The organism is Citrobacter sp. Cpo045 (assembly GCF_030332875.1).
GTDB lineage: Bacteria > Pseudomonadota > Gammaproteobacteria > Enterobacterales > Enterobacteriaceae > Citrobacter > Citrobacter portucalensis.
Window position 1 is genome coordinate 128,812 of the sequence record NZ_JAOWGZ010000060.1, and the last position, 15,229, is coordinate 144,040.

Annotated in this window: 11 protein-coding genes; 3 read left to right on the forward strand and 8 right to left on the reverse strand. The window is 49.9% G+C overall.

Annotation, left to right across the window (positions count from 1 at the left end; genetic code table 11):
• Positions 1–56: 56 nt before the first annotated feature.
• From OGY13_RS01645 to melR, 3 genes are all read right to left on the reverse strand, one after another.
• Positions 57–818, reverse strand: a complete 762-nt coding sequence (locus tag OGY13_RS01645) for an AraC family transcriptional regulator (protein WP_008786968.1) — start codon at positions 816–818, stop codon at positions 57–59.
• Between the two features lie 314 nt (positions 819–1,132).
• A complete protein-coding gene (gene adiA, locus OGY13_RS01650; protein ID WP_003826754.1) occupies positions 1,133–3,400 on the reverse strand; it encodes an arginine decarboxylase in 2,268 nt (755 codons plus the stop codon).
• Between the two features lie 237 nt (positions 3,401–3,637).
• Entirely contained in the window at positions 3,638–4,570 is a 933-nt protein-coding gene (gene melR, locus OGY13_RS01655; RefSeq protein ID WP_003826756.1) for a transcriptional regulator MelR, read from the reverse strand.
• Between the two features lie 269 nt (positions 4,571–4,839).
• Here melR and melA point away from each other — a divergent pair, with 269 nt between their 5' ends.
• The 3 genes from melA (at position 4,840) to OGY13_RS01670 (ending at position 7,975) form a co-directional block, all read left to right on the forward strand.
• A complete protein-coding gene (melA, locus tag OGY13_RS01660; RefSeq protein ID WP_213752800.1) occupies positions 4,840–6,195 on the forward strand; it encodes an alpha-galactosidase in 1,356 nt (451 codons plus the stop codon).
• A gap of 92 nt (positions 6,196–6,287) precedes the next feature.
• Complete coding sequence (gene melB / locus OGY13_RS01665; RefSeq protein ID WP_032942138.1) at positions 6,288–7,718, forward strand: melibiose:sodium transporter MelB; 1,431 nt, start codon at positions 6,288–6,290, stop codon at positions 7,716–7,718.
• Between the two features lie 2 nt (positions 7,719–7,720).
• Entirely contained in the window at positions 7,721–7,975 is a 255-nt protein-coding gene (locus tag OGY13_RS01670) for a SemiSWEET transporter (protein ID WP_032942140.1), read from the forward strand.
• Positions 7,976–7,995: 20 nt separating this feature from the next.
• On the opposite strand, the gene OGY13_RS01675 is transcribed toward OGY13_RS01670, so the two are convergent.
• The 5 genes from OGY13_RS01675 to OGY13_RS01695 form a co-directional block, all read right to left on the reverse strand.
• Entirely contained in the window at positions 7,996–8,619 is a 624-nt protein-coding gene (locus OGY13_RS01675) for a DUF2238 domain-containing protein (RefSeq protein WP_198803162.1), read from the reverse strand.
• Positions 8,620–8,766: 147 nt separating this feature from the next.
• Entirely contained in the window at positions 8,767–10,413 is a 1,647-nt protein-coding gene (fumA, locus tag OGY13_RS01680) for a class I fumarate hydratase FumA (protein ID WP_057068411.1), read from the reverse strand.
• 96 nt (positions 10,414–10,509) lie between these two features.
• On the reverse strand, positions 10,510–11,850 hold the full coding sequence (dcuB, locus tag OGY13_RS01685) for an anaerobic C4-dicarboxylate transporter DcuB (protein ID WP_003031873.1): 1,341 nt from the start codon (positions 11,848–11,850) through the stop codon (positions 10,510–10,512).
• 717 nt (positions 11,851–12,567) lie between these two features.
• Positions 12,568–13,287, reverse strand: a complete 720-nt coding sequence (gene dcuR / locus OGY13_RS01690; RefSeq protein WP_213752799.1) for a two-component system response regulator DcuR — start codon at positions 13,285–13,287, stop codon at positions 12,568–12,570.
• Entirely contained in the window at positions 13,284–14,915 is a 1,632-nt protein-coding gene (locus tag OGY13_RS01695) for a sensor histidine kinase (protein WP_003826772.1), read from the reverse strand. The genes dcuR and OGY13_RS01695 overlap by 4 nt, the downstream gene beginning before the upstream one ends.
• Between the last annotated feature and the right edge of the window lie 314 nt (positions 14,916–15,229).

Here is a 15,229-nt window from a genome sequence, read left to right on the forward strand (position 1 = left end):
AGCTGGGGTATCGCTAATGCTGATATTATTATGGCTTATCGCTAACTGATTAAAAATCAGGCGGCGGATGGCTCCCTATGTTGACTCACATAATGCAGAGGCGTCATCCCATAGAACTCTTTGAATACGGAGATAAAGTATGAGGTACTGTTATATCCACACAGTTGAGAGACCTGAGAAATGTTTTTGCCGTCCATCAGTAATTGATTGACGGCATATCGCATGCGACATGTGGTAATTATTTGGCTGTAACTTGTATTTTCACTTTTGAGCTTTTTCTTTAACAAACTGGGACTCAGGCATAAGCAACTGGCAACCATGCTTAAATTCCAGTCTTTATGTATATCGCTCTCAATAATGTGATAAACGCTATCGCTGATACAGTTGCGCAGCATATACATGAGCAAAGAAATAAACTTTTTGCTGTCGAGAAAGCGTGATAACACCGTGAACAGTAGCGAGCGCGTACGCTCTCTTTCAGCTTCGTTCACTGTGTCCATTACGCTGTGTTGGGCTGCCACCCTGAAGACATCCGGCGTCAGACACGCGGCGGTCATCACTGGGCTGGCACTGCGTTGCCAGAGTGGGATCTGTGAAAGGTCTTTATTTAAAAAGCGCAGATAATCTTTAATGATATCGCGGCTGATATGTACGACCAATGCGTTATTAAGTGATGAGAAATCGATAATATTATTATCGCATGCCACCAGTGCCATATGATTAGCTTTTAAACTGATGGCTTCTTTACCGTTAATCCTTAACCAAACATCCTTCTCCGTTAATACAACAACACAAGCTTCTTTGCTGCAAAGCCTCATACCCAACTCCAGGAATATGAACATAAAACACCGTAGCTCAACATCAGATGAGCCAAATCGGCTAAATTGAAATTGTATGATGAAACCAGGACTGCAATAAAATAACGTGTCTGAAATTAATTACAATGTTTGGCGGGATTTTTCTTATGTACACATTTTTGTACGCAAGTGGAAAGGCGCTATTTGCGTATAAAAAAAGCGCGGGGTGGTCCCGCGCAAAAAGGTATGACAATGTTATTGTTTTGCAGCAATACTCAGGAATTACTCAAGCATGACATGTCTACCTTAAACATCGGACTATCTATAAAACGACATTATGCTTTCACGCACATAACGTGGTACACACCGTCAATAATTTCCGTTCCTTCGGTTTCATGTTCAAATCCAGGGAAGTGGTGGTCCCAGGACTGCAACGAACGTAGATAACTAATCTGCGGGCTATTGGCGTCGCCAAAGTTTTCCCCGGACAGCAGCATCGGAATTCCTGGTGGGTAAGGAATAACGGAATTTGCGGCTATACGACCCGGCAGATTTTCAATGGCCACCATCTCAACGTTATCGCTGACTATCGCGTTATAGGCTTCACGCGGGGTGATTTCAGCAACAGGCAGGCCGGAGTAGGCCGCGTTAAGACGTGCGCCAGGGTTGTTCTCTTTCAGCCAGGCGAACATGGTGTCGCCCAGATCGTGAATGCCCATGTTGGCGTAAGTGTCTGGATGTTCCTCAACCAGTTCTGGCATCACCTGTGCCAGCGGGGTATTGGCATCGTAATGGTGTTTGAAAGAGCACAACGTGTTGATCAGTGTGCCCCATTTCCCGCGGGTAATCCCCATGGAGAACAGGAACATAATCTGGAAATCGGTGGTACGGGTCGGCACGATGCCGTGACGGCCAAGCCAGGCGGTGACCAGTGCAGCCGGTACGCCGTTCTCTTCCAGTTCACCATCGTCGCCCATCCCCGGAGCCAGAATGCTGACTTTGATCGGGTCCAGCATGCTCCAGTTATCCGGCAGGTCTTTAAATCCGTGCCAGGATTCACCGGGGCGCATTACCCAGCAGTTCTGGTCGGTGGTCAGGAGTTGGGTTGGCGCATCGGCAAAGTCATAGGTTTTGCCGGTCTGCGGATCGGTCACAATCTCTTTGTTCCACGGTTTGAAGAACCAGTCGCCTTCGGCGGTGAATTCTTTGTACAAACGCGCCATGGCCTGGCGGAAATCGACCGCTTCGTCGATCACTTCCTGGGTGAGCGACAGGCCGCTGTTACCGTCCATCATGGAAACCGCCACGTCGTTTGAGGCGCAGATGGCATACAGCGGAGAGGTAGTGGCGTGCATCATGTACGCCTGGTTAAAGCGGGAGAAGTTCACGGCCCCACGACCTTCACGAACGTGAATGTAAGATGCCTGAGAAAGCGCATTCAGCAGTTTGTGGGTCGAGTGGGTGGCAAAAACGGTAGGACCGTTATGATCGCCCGGCGCGCCACGCATGGCGTAGTGATCGGCGTAAATTGGGTTGAAGCGAGCATAGCCGTACCAGGCCTCATCGAAGTGGATGCGATCGCTGGTTTGCGCGAGCAGGTCCTGGGCCTCTTTGGCGTTGTAGCAAACACCGTCGTAGGTACAGTTGGTCACAACGCTGTAAGACGGTTTTTGACCGGCTTTACCTTTGGTCAGCGGGCTTTCGCTGATCTTTTTCTGCAATGTTTCAGGCTGCATTTCCTGCGGGTAGATAGGCCCGATAATGCCGTACCGGTTGCGGCTTGGCACCATGTACACCGGTTTTGCCCCGGTGAGGATAAGCCCCTGCTCGATGGATTTATGGCAGTTACGATCCAGCACCACGACGTCGTTGTCGGTCATACAAGCCTGCATGATGGTGCGGTTAGAGCCGGAAGTCCCGACCACCACGGACCAGGAGCGATCAGCGCCAAACACGCGGGCGGCATATTTTTCGCTCTCGCCAAACGCGCCGGTATGATCCAGCAGCGAGCCGAGCGATGCACGTTCAATACCCATGTCGCTACGGAATAAGTTTTCACCATAGTAATCATGGTAGAAACGACCGGCCGGTGTTTTGGTGAATCCGACGCCGCCCTGGTGACCCGGCGCTGCCCAGGAGTATTCATGGATGTCGCCGTACTTCATCAGTGCGCTGAACAGCGGTGGCAGAAGTTGTTGGCGGTAGCGGGTCATCGCCGCAACGGCGCGACCGGCGATAAAGTCTGCGGTATCTTCCAGAATCCAGGCGAATTCATCGACAAGCTCCAGCAGGTCGCGATCCAGCGATGCGGTGGCTTTTTCGCGATCGCCCAGCAGGAAAACAGGTACGTTTTGCTGGCGCTCGTGGAGCTTGCCGATCAATTGCCTGACGTTCAGGTGTTCGTCTTGTTGTTCCATTTGATAGCTGAACATCAGGCAATCAATGGCTTCATTGGCGGCGAGGATTGCGTAACCATCGTCGAATGAGGTGGACTTAATGACGGTAACATTTTGGCGGCTTAATGCGTCAGCCAGACGTTCGACAGCGCTACCGACCCAGGTGTCCTGATGCAGAAACTCACTTTCAACAATTAATACTTTCATCATCTTTTACCCGGTTGTGGAAAGGTTGCAATCTATGAATTGCAGACACACCGTATGAATGTGACGCAGGCAAGTATTATCCTGTCAAAATGGGCTGTAAAGCGGGTAAAAAATAGTCTGACTTGTGTTTAATTTGTTTTTAAACAGTAGGTTATGTTTGCTTGTTGGCGGTTTTTCACCGCCGTTTATCGACAGGGGGAATATTTTTTTGGCTGATACTGATATTGCCGAATGATATCAACCAGCGATTGTTTGCCGATGCTGCTGGCTCAGTTTGCGGTACTGCTGCGGCGACATGCCGACAAACTTGCTGAAGGTGTCATAAAAACGGCTGCTGGATCGGAATCCGGCGGTCAACGCAACGTCGAGAATGGTTTTATCGGTATCGCTAAGCAATGCGCGGACGTGATTGATCCGCATTGCCGTGATGTACTGCTTCAGGGTGAGTTGCATTACGCGTTGGAAAATCCCCATCGCGTAGTTGGCGTTGAGCTTCACGTGTTCCGCGACGTCGTTGATGGTGAGCGCCTGATCATAGTTGTCGGCAATAAAGCTCAGCATTTGGCTGACGTAAAACTGGGCGTGCCTCGACACGCTGTTTTTGTGGGTCCGCGAGGTTTTATTGACCAGGATAGGCTGCCAACCGGAAAGGCTAAACCGTTTGAGCATCAGACCAATTTCATCAATGGCGAGCTGGCGAATTTGTTCGTTCGGGTTGCTCAGTTCCTGTTGCCAGCGCTGAACCTCAAAGGTGCTCAACTGCTGCGACGCCAGCGATTTGATGACCATTCCATGGGTAACATGGTTGATCAGCTCGCGATCCAGCGGCCAGGAGAGGAAAAGGTGCATCGGTAAATTGAAGATAGCCATACTTTGGCAACTGCCCGGACGCGTGAGCTGATGCGGTGTACAGGCCCAGAATAGCGTGATGTGTCCCTGTTTTATCTGCACGACTTCGTTGTTGATAAGGTACTCGACGTCACCATCAAACGGAACATTGATCTCCACCTGCCCATGCCAGTGGCTGGCAGGCATAGCATGCGGTGAGCGCAACTCGATATCCATCCGTTGATATTCTGAGTACAGCGATAGCGGGCTGCGAGTTTGTTCTTCATCGCTACTGCACATGTGCGGATCGGGAGGGAGAGGCGATGTCGGTAATGTACTCATGGTTGCTCCATTTCCTGAATTATCAGAATCATGTCATTTAACACGTATTAAGGCTGAGAATCAGGACACAAATTGGACCGTTACCATTGAGCATAGCGACATTTTGCGGCCGCATACTCTGCTTTTTGGGTGATTTTGTCCCATAAACTCAGATCCAATAGGGCGCAGAGTGATGATCTGAGTTTATGGGAATGCTCAGCAGGGAAGTCGGAGGTTTTCATCTATGCGCTGTGCCACCATGACTGTGTTCACTAATGTTCTGGAGAGTCATGATGTCTGCACCCAAAATTACCTTTATCGGCGCCGGTTCCACGATTTTCGTCAAAAATATTCTTGGGGACGTCTTTCACCGCGATGCGCTTAAATCTGCGCATATCGCCTTGATGGATCTCGATCCTACGCGTCTGAAAGAATCACACGTTGTTGTGCGCAAGTTGATGGATTCTGCGGGCGCGTCTGGACGAATCACCTGCTATACCGATCAAAAAGCAGCATTACAGGATGCTGATTTTGTGGTGGTCGCTTTCCAGATCGGCGGCTATGAACCTTGTACCGTCACCGATTTTACGGTGTGTAAACGCCATGGCCTGGAGCAGACGATTGCCGACACGCTGGGGCCGGGCGGCATCATGCGCGCGCTGCGTACCATCCCGCATTTATGGCAGATTTGTGAGGATATGACCGAAGTTTGTCCGCAGGCCACAATGCTTAACTACGTTAACCCGATGGCAATGAACACCTGGGCAATGTATGCGCGCTATCCGCATATTAAGCAGGTTGGGTTGTGTCATTCGGTGCAGGGGACGGCGGAGGAGTTGGCCCGCGATCTGAACATCGACCCTGCTTCTTTGCGCTATCGCAGTGCCGGGATCAACCATATGGCGTTTTATCTGGAGCTGGAGCGCAAAACGGCGGACGGTGCCTATGTGAATCTCTACCCGGAGCTGCTGGCGGCCTATGAATCCGGTCAGGCGCCGAAACCGAATATTCACGGTAATACCCGTTGCCAGAACATTGTGCGTTATGAAATGTTCAAAAAACTGGGGTACTTCGTCACCGAATCGTCGGAGCACTTCGCCGAATATACGCCGTGGTTTATCAAACCGGGGCGTGAAGATCTGATTGAGCGCTATAAGGTGCCATTGGATGAATATCCGAAACGTTGTGTGGAACAGTTGGCGAACTGGAAAAAAGAGCTGGAAGAGTACAAAACGGCTGAGCGGATCGACATTAAACCGTCGCGCGAATATGCCAGCACTATCATGAACGCTATCTGGACCGGTGAACCGAGCGTCGTGTATGGCAACGTTCGCAATGACAATCTGATCGATAACCTGCCGCAAGGCTGCTGCGTTGAAGTCGCTTGTCTGGTCGATGCAAATGGTATTCAGCCAACGAAAGTCGGGACTCTCCCGTCACATTTGGCGGCCATGATGCAAACCAATATCAATGTTCAGACCCTGCTAACGGAAGCCATCCTGACGGAGAATCGCGATCGCGTTTATCACGCGGCGATGATGGATCCGCATACCGCCGCGGTACTGGGGATTGAAGAGATTTATGCGCTGGTGGACGACCTGATCGCGTCTCACGGCGACTGGCTGCCGGCCTGGCTGCACCGTTAATACACAATCACGCCGGGCATTGTATCCGGCGTTTAACCTCTGACGTTTCCTCTTACAGAAGGCGGGCGCTGGTAACCGCGACCCGATACCCTATGAGCATATCTCTGACAACAAAACTCAGTTATGGATTTGGAGCGTTTGGTAAGGATTTCGCCATCGGTATTGTGTACATGTACCTGATGTATTACTACACCGACGTGGTGGGATTATCGGTGGGGCTGGTCGGAACGTTGTTCCTGGCGGCAAGGATCTGGGATGCGGTAAACGATCCCATTATGGGCTGGATTGTGAACGCCACCCGATCGCGCTGGGGAAAATTTAAACCCTGGATCTTACTCGGTACGCTGGCGAACTCATTGGTGCTGTTTTTGCTTTTTAGCGCACATCTTTTTGAGGGTACTGCGCAGGTCGTATTTGTTTGCGTGACGTATATATTATGGGGAATGACCTACACCATTATGGATATTCCATTCTGGTCACTGGTGCCAACCATTACGCTGGATAAACGCGAGCGTGAACAACTGGTGCCGTACCCCCGTTTCTTCGCCAGCCTTTCTGGGTTTGTTACCGCAGGCGTGACGCTGCCTTTTGTGAGCTATGTTGGCGGAGCAGATCGTGGTTTTGGTTTTCAGATGTTTACGCTAATTCTCATCGCGTTCTTTATCGTTTCCACCGTTGTGACGCTACGGAATGTGCATGAGGTTTATTCGTCAGACAGTGAGGCCACGGCAGACAGCAGTCGTCTTGGGTTGAAAGCGATCGTTGGGCTTATCTATAAAAATGACCAGCTATCCTGCCTGTTAGGTATGGCACTGGCTTACAATATTGCATCCAATATCATTGCTGGCTTTGCCATTTACTATTTTACCTACGTCATTGGCGATGCAAGCCTCTTCCCGTACTACATGTCTTACGCAGGTGCGGCAAACCTGTTGACGCTGATTTTCTTTCCTCGGCTGGTAAACGCGTTGTCACGACGGATCTTGTGGGCTGGGGCATCGGTGTTGCCGGTGCTTAGCTGTAGCGTACTACTGGTGATGGCGCTGGCAGATTTCCATAATATCTTACTGATTGTTATAGCGGGTGTTTTACTGAATATTGGTTCGGCGCTTTTCTGGGTGTTGCAGGTCATTATGGTGGCAGATACCGTTGATTACGGCGAATACAAACTTAATGTTCGTTGTGAAAGTATCGCTTATTCGGTGCAGACAATGGTGGTAAAAGGTGGGTCAGCATTTGCCGCTTTCTTTATCGCGTTGATACTCGGGGTGATTAATTACGCGCCAAATGTCGCGCAGTCTGCCGAAACCATCGTTGGCATGCAGTTTATTATGATAGCGCTACCCGCACTCTTTTTTGTGGTGACCTTAGTCCTGTATTTCCGCTTTTATCGACTGAATGGCGACACCCTGCGCAGGATCCAGATTCATTTACTGGATAAGTATCGCAAGGTGCCGCAGCACCATGAGCAACCGGATATCCCGGCTATTGCGGTAGTGGCTCCAGGCGATGTGAAGGCATAGCGATGGAATGGCATTCGTTGATTGGGTATTTGGCGGCCAGCCTGACGACACTCTCTTTCTTACCGCAAGCCATTAAGGTTATTACCACTCGCAACACGCAAGGCATCTCCGGTTTGATGTATGTGATGTTTGTGTGCGGGCTGGTTTTGTGGCTGATTTACGGATTATTGATTGAAGATACTGCCGTCAGCATGGCGAACTTTCTGACACTGTTGTTCGCCTTGCCGATTCTGGTTATCAAGTATCGCAGTAGGTAGCGTAGATTGCCGGAGAAGCGTTAGCGCTCTCCGGCCATTTTCAATTGCCGATTGTGCCAGCCCGCCAGTGCGAGGACCGTTGTTAACGCACCGAGCAGGGCGCAGAACATGTCCGACTGGGTATCCCACGGGTCACCCTGCGTGCCAAGGAAGTCATCCGCACCTTGTCCCATTGCCAGCGCAGCCCACCATTCGATGAGTTCATACATTGCGCTAATCGCCAGTGCTACGCAGCAGACCAAAAATGCCAGCATCTTACGACCACGGACAATATTGCCGCGCACTAAAATCTCTCTTGCCGTCAGGGCTGGTACCAGCCCCTGGAAGAAGTGGCCCAGCTTGTCATAGGGGTTTCGACTGAGATCCAGCCATTCCTGAACCTGAAAACCGACGGGGACTTTGGCGTAGGTATACATCCCGCCTACCATCAGAATGATGGCGTGCAAGAAAATCAACGTATAAAGCAGCGGCGTCAATGGGTACTGCTTCATGGTAGCCAGCAACAGCGGGACGACAATAATGACTGGCGTGACTTCCATCAGCCAGGTGATTTTCTCAGAGGCAGAGATACCGGTGTAGATAAGAATCAGCGCCAGGATCAATGCGGCGGTGCGCAAGATTGTGGGGTTCAGAGTGCGGAGCATTGCGAATTCACACGTAATGGAAAAGGTCACTATTCCCTGTGAACGGCAAAAATTCAATACCAGTAAATGGGGGGATAAAGTTGGCCCGGGGGGATCGCTGGACTGACGCCAAAAATTTAGTGCCAGTCCAGTGCCGGGCCGAATGGGTTACTTCGCGCAGTTAGCGCATTGTTTGCTGACGATTTGCTGGAAGAAATCGTTGCCTTTGTCATCGACCAAGATGAAAGCCGGGAAATCTTCTACTTCGATTTTCCAGATAGCTTCCATTCCCAGCTCCGGGTATTCCACGCATTCCAGATGCTTAATGCTCTGCTGCGCCAGTACCGCTGCCGGTCCACCGATGCTGCCTAAGTAGAAGCCGCCGTGTTTGTGGCAGGCGTCAGTCACCTGTTGGCTACGGTTACCTTTTGCCAGCATGATCATGCTGCCGCCGTGAGACTGCAACAGGTCAACGTAGGAGTCCATACGACCCGCGGTGGTTGGACCTAAAGAACCGGACGGGTAGCCTGCAGGTGTTTTGGCCGGACCCGCGTAGTAGATCGGATGATCTTTCACGTACTGCGGCAGACCTTCGCCGGACTCAATACGTTCTTTTAACTTCGCGTGGGCAATGTCACGACCAACAATGATAGTACCGCTCAGTGACAGACGAGTAGAAACCGGGTACTGAGAGAGCTGGGCGAGGATCTCTTTCATTGGGCGGTTAAGGTCAACTTTAACCACTTCGCCTTCGCCCGCCTGGCGCAGAGATTCTGGAATATACTGACCTGGGTTATGTTCCAGTTTTTCAATCCAGATCCCTTCGCGGTTGATCTTGGCCTTGATGTTACGGTCTGCAGAGCAAGAAACGCCCATGCCAACCGGGCAGGACGCGCCGTGGCGAGGCAGACGGATCACGCGGATATCATGTGCGAAGTATTTCCCGCCGAACTGAGCACCGAGGCCGAGTTTCTGCGCTTCTTCCAGCAGTTCTTGTTCCAGTTGCAGATCGCGAAACGCCTGGCCGTGAGCATTACCTTCAGTCGGTAGCGCGTCATAGTAGTGTGTGCTGGCCAGCTTCACCGTTTTGAGGGTGCTTTCCGCTGACGTGCCGCCAATAACGAATGCGATGTGATACGGCGGGCAGGCTGCGGTACCCAGCGTACGCATTTTCTCAACCAGGAAGTTTTTCAGTTTGCCGGGAGTCAGCAGCGCTTTGGTTTCCTGATACAGATAGGTTTTGTTGGCTGAGCCGCCGCCTTTGGCCACGCACAGGAATTTGTATTCGTCGCCGTCCACGCTGTACAGATCGATCTGTGCGGGCAGGTTGGTGCCGGTATTCACTTCTTTGTACATATCCAGCGCCGCGTTTTGCGAGTAGCGCAGGTTATCTTCGATATAGGTATTAAATACGCCTTTGGAGAGCGCCGCTTCATCGCCGCCGCCGGTCCAAACACGCTGACCTTTTTTACCCATGATGATTGCCGTACCGGTGTCCTGGCAGGTTGGCAACACGCCTTTGGCGGCGATTTCGGAGTTTCTCAGGAACTGCAGCGCCACGTACTTATCGTTTTCGCTGGCTTCGGGATCATGGAGAATTGAGGCGACTTGCTGTTGGTGTTCTGGGCGGAGCATGAAGGAGGCATCGTGGAAGGCTTGCTGGGCCAGTAGCGTAAGTGCTTCAGGGGCTACTTTCAGGATTGTTTCGCCTTCAAACTCGCCGACGCTGACGTGTTCGGATGTCAGCAGGTAGTACTCAGTTTTGTCTTCCCCCAGTGGGAAAGCCGCCTGGTAAGTGAATTCAACTTTTGACATTTGCTTCCAGCCTTTTCATTTTTCTCAGGAATTTTAAAATTCTCTGTGTCTTCATGGTGGCGTGCCGTACCAACGTGGACGGCACGCGAACTGTGATTACAGGAAACCGTACATTGCGGCGAAGATCCAACCAAAGACACAGGATACGCTTACGCCGATCAAGCCAGGCAGAATGAAGCTGTGGTTGATAACGAAGCGGCCGATGTGGGTGGTGCCGGAACGGTCAAACTGGATTGCAGCCAGATCGCTCGGGTAGGTCGGCAGAATGTAGTAACCGTAACATGCCGGAGCAGAAGCCACGATGTACGCGGGATCAACCCCGATTGCCAGCGCGACCGGAACAATCGCTGCCAGCGCAGCTGCCTGGGAGTTTACAAATTTGGATACCAGCAGCAGAACAATTGCATAGGCCCACGGATACTCTTTCACCATATTGCCCAGCACACCTTCGATTTCTGTCATGTGCGCGCCGAACATTGTTTCGGCCATCCAGGCAATACCGTACACCGCCACAATCGCGATCATACCGGAACGGAAGACTTCGTTTTTAGATATTGAAGCGGGATTGGTCTTCGTCAGGATAATAATCAGCGCACCGGTCAGCAGCATGAACATCTGGATAACCAGCACCATTGACAGCGGTTTGCCGCTAAAGGTAGGACGCAGCTCAGAGAACGCGCCAAGCACGGCAACCACGGCGATAGCAGCCAGGAAGATCCACATGGCCAGCCAGTTGCTTTTCGGCAGCTTTTTGTCTAACAGCGTGGCGGTATCGCCATACACATAGTTATGGTTTTCAGGTACGGAAATGAACTTCTGGAACTCTTCATCTTTATCCAGATCCTTACCACGGAACCAGCTGAAGATACCGATCGCCAGGATACCCAACAGGGTAGACGGGATGGTGATGCTGAGCAGGTCGAGGAATTCGAGATGCTTGCCTTCAAACGTTACGTTACCCAGCATTGCCACCAGTGACACAACGGCTACAGAAACCGGGCTGGCGATAATCCCCATCTGTGCACCGATAGAACTCGCCGCCATCGGACGTTCCGGGCGAATATTGTTCTTAATGGCAACGTCATAAATGATTGGCAGGATGGTGTATACCACGTGCCCTGTACCGCAGAGAATCGTCAGGGTGCAGGTAACGAAAGGTGCGACGATGGAAACGTATTTTGGGTTACGGCGCAGCAGCTTTTCAGCGATTTGCAGCATAACGTCAAGGCCGCCGGAGGCTTGCAAGGTTGCCGATGCGGCCACCACGGCAATAATAACCAGCATTACATCTACAGGTGGTTTACCCGGCTGGAGATGGAAAACGAAAACCAGAATGACCAGGCCGATACCGCCTAATAAACCCAGCGCGATACCGCCCTTTCTGGCACCATAAAACAAACATATTAATATTATGAGAAGTTGTATACTAAATAACATTTTATTTACCCTCGCGAAAAACCCAGTCAATTTTTTGAAAAATGGATCTGTGCCACATTCTTTTTTGCCAGAATAAGCATCAAAAAATGGTCAGTATTCGATATGTCCGTATTTGCGATTAATGTTCAAATGTCTTGCTAGAATGTTTTTTCAAATTTATGGAAATATTTAGCTTTTTTCTGTGGCTTTGATCAGAGGAGAAAATCCTCAGGCGATGGGAAGCAGAGCTGGGCATGGAAAGCTGCGGTTGACGCTGTAATTTATCTGTTTTGCGTTTTCCGCTATTACGTGAACCACCGACAGAATGGGTGAGTAGATTATTTATGTGATCACGGTCACGCCATCTCATAATGTGATGAGGTCGGCGTGCGGATACTTTTATTTGCTCACAAAAATGTACGGTGTCCATGGTACGTAGCATGGTCTCCATTGCTACCAGTCTAGATTTTGTATGTCTGGTTAATTTCAGACTAATCCTTTATGGGTAAAAATACACACTCTGCGAGTTAGATAATACTTAATTAACTTTTGTTAGCGATTTTGAAATTAAAAACAGTGTGATGGTTGTCAATATTAAAATAATACATTTAACATGCCGGATACAAATATATTTGATCTAACGCAAATTTATAATTTTACAGTGCCAGCTGGTGAAATTGGGATTTTTCATTATTTTAATAATTGTTACTTTCAAATAACAAATAATCCCAAGTGTATTTATTGGCAATATTGTTTAAGCAATGAGTAGTGTTCAGCCTGCACACGATAACGATAAACAGGTCTGCCGGTCACGCCATAATGGATGCTGGTAAATAAGATGTGACAATTGACGAGCCAGATAAGGTATTTACGGCAAGAGACGCGCGAGATATTGACCTCGTTGGCCAGCTCATCCGTGGAGAACTCCTGATCCTGGTGCTCATCAATCCACTGACACAGCGTGCGTAACGTTTGTGGCGTTAACCCTTTAGGTAAGCGCCGTGCTTCCTGTTCATTGGAAGAGCTGCCGTGAATCAGCTGGTCAAGCTCAGACTGTTCATAATACTGATGCTTGTCCATCTCATTTTTCTTGTGCAGCCAGCCGGTGAGCGCCTCTTCAAACCGGGAAGCCTGGAAAGGTTTGATCAGGTAGTCAACAACACCGTAGTGAAGTGAATCTTTGATGGTGGTGGCATCAGCGGCGGAAGAGATGACGATGACATCACACTTGCAACCTTCGCTGTGCAGAACCGGTAGCAGGTCCAGACCGTTTTCTTTTTGCATATAAATATCTAGCAAAATCAGATCGATATGATGACCGCTATGAAAGATTATCTCTTTTGCTTTCTCCAGCGTGGAGGCTGTGCCGCAGCAGTGAAAACCGGAGAGTTGCGCGACATAACGGCGGTTTAATTCCGCTACCATTGCATCGTCATCGACAATTAAGACACTGATCATCTGCTGGCCCTCTCACCATTCCACGGTAACTGTACAAAAAATTGGGTGAAGATCCCTGGTTCAGACTCGACGGAAATATTACCGCCAACGTTTTCAACCTGTTGTTTAACAAGCGCTAAACCAACGCCCCGTTCGGTTCCTTTTGACGAAACGCCCTTCTCAAAGATGTGCTCAATGTTTTCGGGGGCAATCCCCGGACCATCGTCATTCACTTCGCAATGCAACCAGCCGTGTCGATAATGCAAGGATACGCTGATCTCACCACCAGGTTCTTGACCTAGCGCCTCCAGGGCGTTTTCAATCAGATTCCCCAGAACGGTAATCAGTACCGCCACCTGATCTTCGTTGCTATTTTCCGGTAACTGGCTTTCATTGCTAATGACCAGACTATGGCCTAAATCAGATGTGCGATTAATCTTACTGAGTAAAAATCCTGCGATCACCGGTGATTTTATTTTTCCTAACAGTGAGCCAATTTCTTCCTGATAATTGTTTGCGGTCTTCAGGATGTAATTTTCAAGCTGCTTATAACTTTTCAGATGCAATAATCCCAGAATCACGTGCAATTTATTCATGAATTCGTGGGATCGTTCACGAAGTGCGTCGGCATAGTTGACCATACCATCCAGACGTTGCATTAGTTTTCGGACTTCAGTCTTATCTCTGAAGGTTGAAATGGCACCGATGATTTTACCGTTGCTGAGTACCGGGACCGTGTTAATTAAGAGTAGCCGATCCTTCACCATGATCTCTTCATCGCGGCGCGGCGTTCCGTCATGTAGTACCTGTGAAAAATCGACCACCTGTGACCACGCATGGCTGAGTGTGGAGAGCTGGGCATCATCTTGTGATTTGTGATAATCCAGCAGCTCCTGCGCCGCCTGGTTAATCAGGGTCACTTCACCGCATTCGTCAACGGCAATAACACCTTCCTTTATAGAGTGCAGCATCGCCTGGCGTTGTTCGAACAGATTGGAGATTTCATAAGGCTCCAGGCCAAACAGAATGCGCTTGAGGACTTTGACAAATACCCATGTGCCGAGCAGTCCAACCAGCACGCCAAATAAGATTGACCAGATGATGCTGCCGCGGCTGTTATTGATCTGCTCAGTCACCCGGCTTAGCTCAAGGCCGATCGACACCACGCCAATCTGCCGATGATGTTCGTCATAGATAGGAGTAAATACACGTAGAGCTTTAGCCAGGAATCCGCGATTAATGGCGACATTCTCTTTACCCTGCAGGGCCAGCAATATGTCATCACCTTTAAATGGCTGACCGATTCGCTGCGCTTCGGGATGAGAGTAACGAATGCTTTGCATATCAGTGACGACGATAAACAAAAAGTCGTTGCTCTTATTCACCGCCTGGGCAATCGCCTGAATGCCGCTTTCCTCGGGCTTTTTCATTAGGCCCTGACGGATCTCCGGAGAGTTGGCTAGCGTTCGCGCGACCGCTAGCGCTTTACTCGCTAATGCATCGCGCGTCATGTTGCTGATCTGCGAGAAATAAATCAGATGAACGACAAGCAGCACGGAGAAGAGTACTGCACTAACCATGAGGATCACGGTGGTGCCAAGCTTCATCGGGCGTTTACGTATAGCAGTACGTTGCAGGGAGTATCTCATCACGGTCCTGAAATCACGGTTTGTGCGGGTATTATTGCCTGATGGGGTGCGTAATTCAAAGGTGGTAGGGATTATGGCGCTTAAGTTGTCAGTCCTTCTTCTTTATATAGCGTAGAGTGAATTTCTTTCTATATAGAGGTTTTCATAATAGAGGTTTTCATACCGATTCTCTCCCTTTTTAGGGACGCTTACAGATAATTTCCTTACGATTGTGGATAACTCTGTGTGTAAATGGGTATAAGGCGGGGTTTTGCTGTGGAATGCAGCAGTCAGTCATTTTTCTGTCATTTAAGGGTTGCGGGCCGCAGGAAACT

What these genes read in the sequence shown, in the direction of transcription:
- OGY13_RS01645 (WP_008786968.1), bottom strand. Translation starts at nt 818, where the DNA reads ATGAGGCTTTGCAGCAAAGAAGCTTGTGTTGTTGTATTAACGGAGAAG.
- adiA (WP_003826754.1), bottom strand. Translation starts at nt 3,400, where the DNA reads ATGAAAGTATTAATTGTTGAAAGTGAGTTTCTGCATCAGGACACCTGG.
- melR (WP_003826756.1), bottom strand. Translation starts at nt 4,570, where the DNA reads ATGAGTACATTACCGACATCGCCTCTCCCTCCCGATCCGCACATGTGC.
- melA (WP_213752800.1), top strand. Translation starts at nt 4,840, where the DNA reads ATGATGTCTGCACCCAAAATTACCTTTATCGGCGCCGGTTCCACGATT.
- melB (WP_032942138.1), top strand. Translation starts at nt 6,288, where the DNA reads ATGAGCATATCTCTGACAACAAAACTCAGTTATGGATTTGGAGCGTTT.
- OGY13_RS01670 (WP_032942140.1), top strand. Translation starts at nt 7,721, where the DNA reads ATGGAATGGCATTCGTTGATTGGGTATTTGGCGGCCAGCCTGACGACA.
- OGY13_RS01675 (WP_198803162.1), bottom strand. Translation starts at nt 8,619, where the DNA reads ATGCTCCGCACTCTGAACCCCACAATCTTGCGCACCGCCGCATTGATC.
- fumA (WP_057068411.1), bottom strand. Translation starts at nt 10,413, where the DNA reads ATGTCAAAAGTTGAATTCACTTACCAGGCGGCTTTCCCACTGGGGGAA.
- dcuB (WP_003031873.1), bottom strand. Translation starts at nt 11,850, where the DNA reads ATGTTATTTAGTATACAACTTCTCATAATATTAATATGTTTGTTTTAT.
- dcuR (WP_213752799.1), bottom strand. Translation starts at nt 13,287, where the DNA reads ATGATCAGTGTCTTAATTGTCGATGACGATGCAATGGTAGCGGAATTA.
- OGY13_RS01695 (WP_003826772.1), bottom strand. Translation starts at nt 14,915, where the DNA reads ATGAGATACTCCCTGCAACGTACTGCTATACGTAAACGCCCGATGAAG.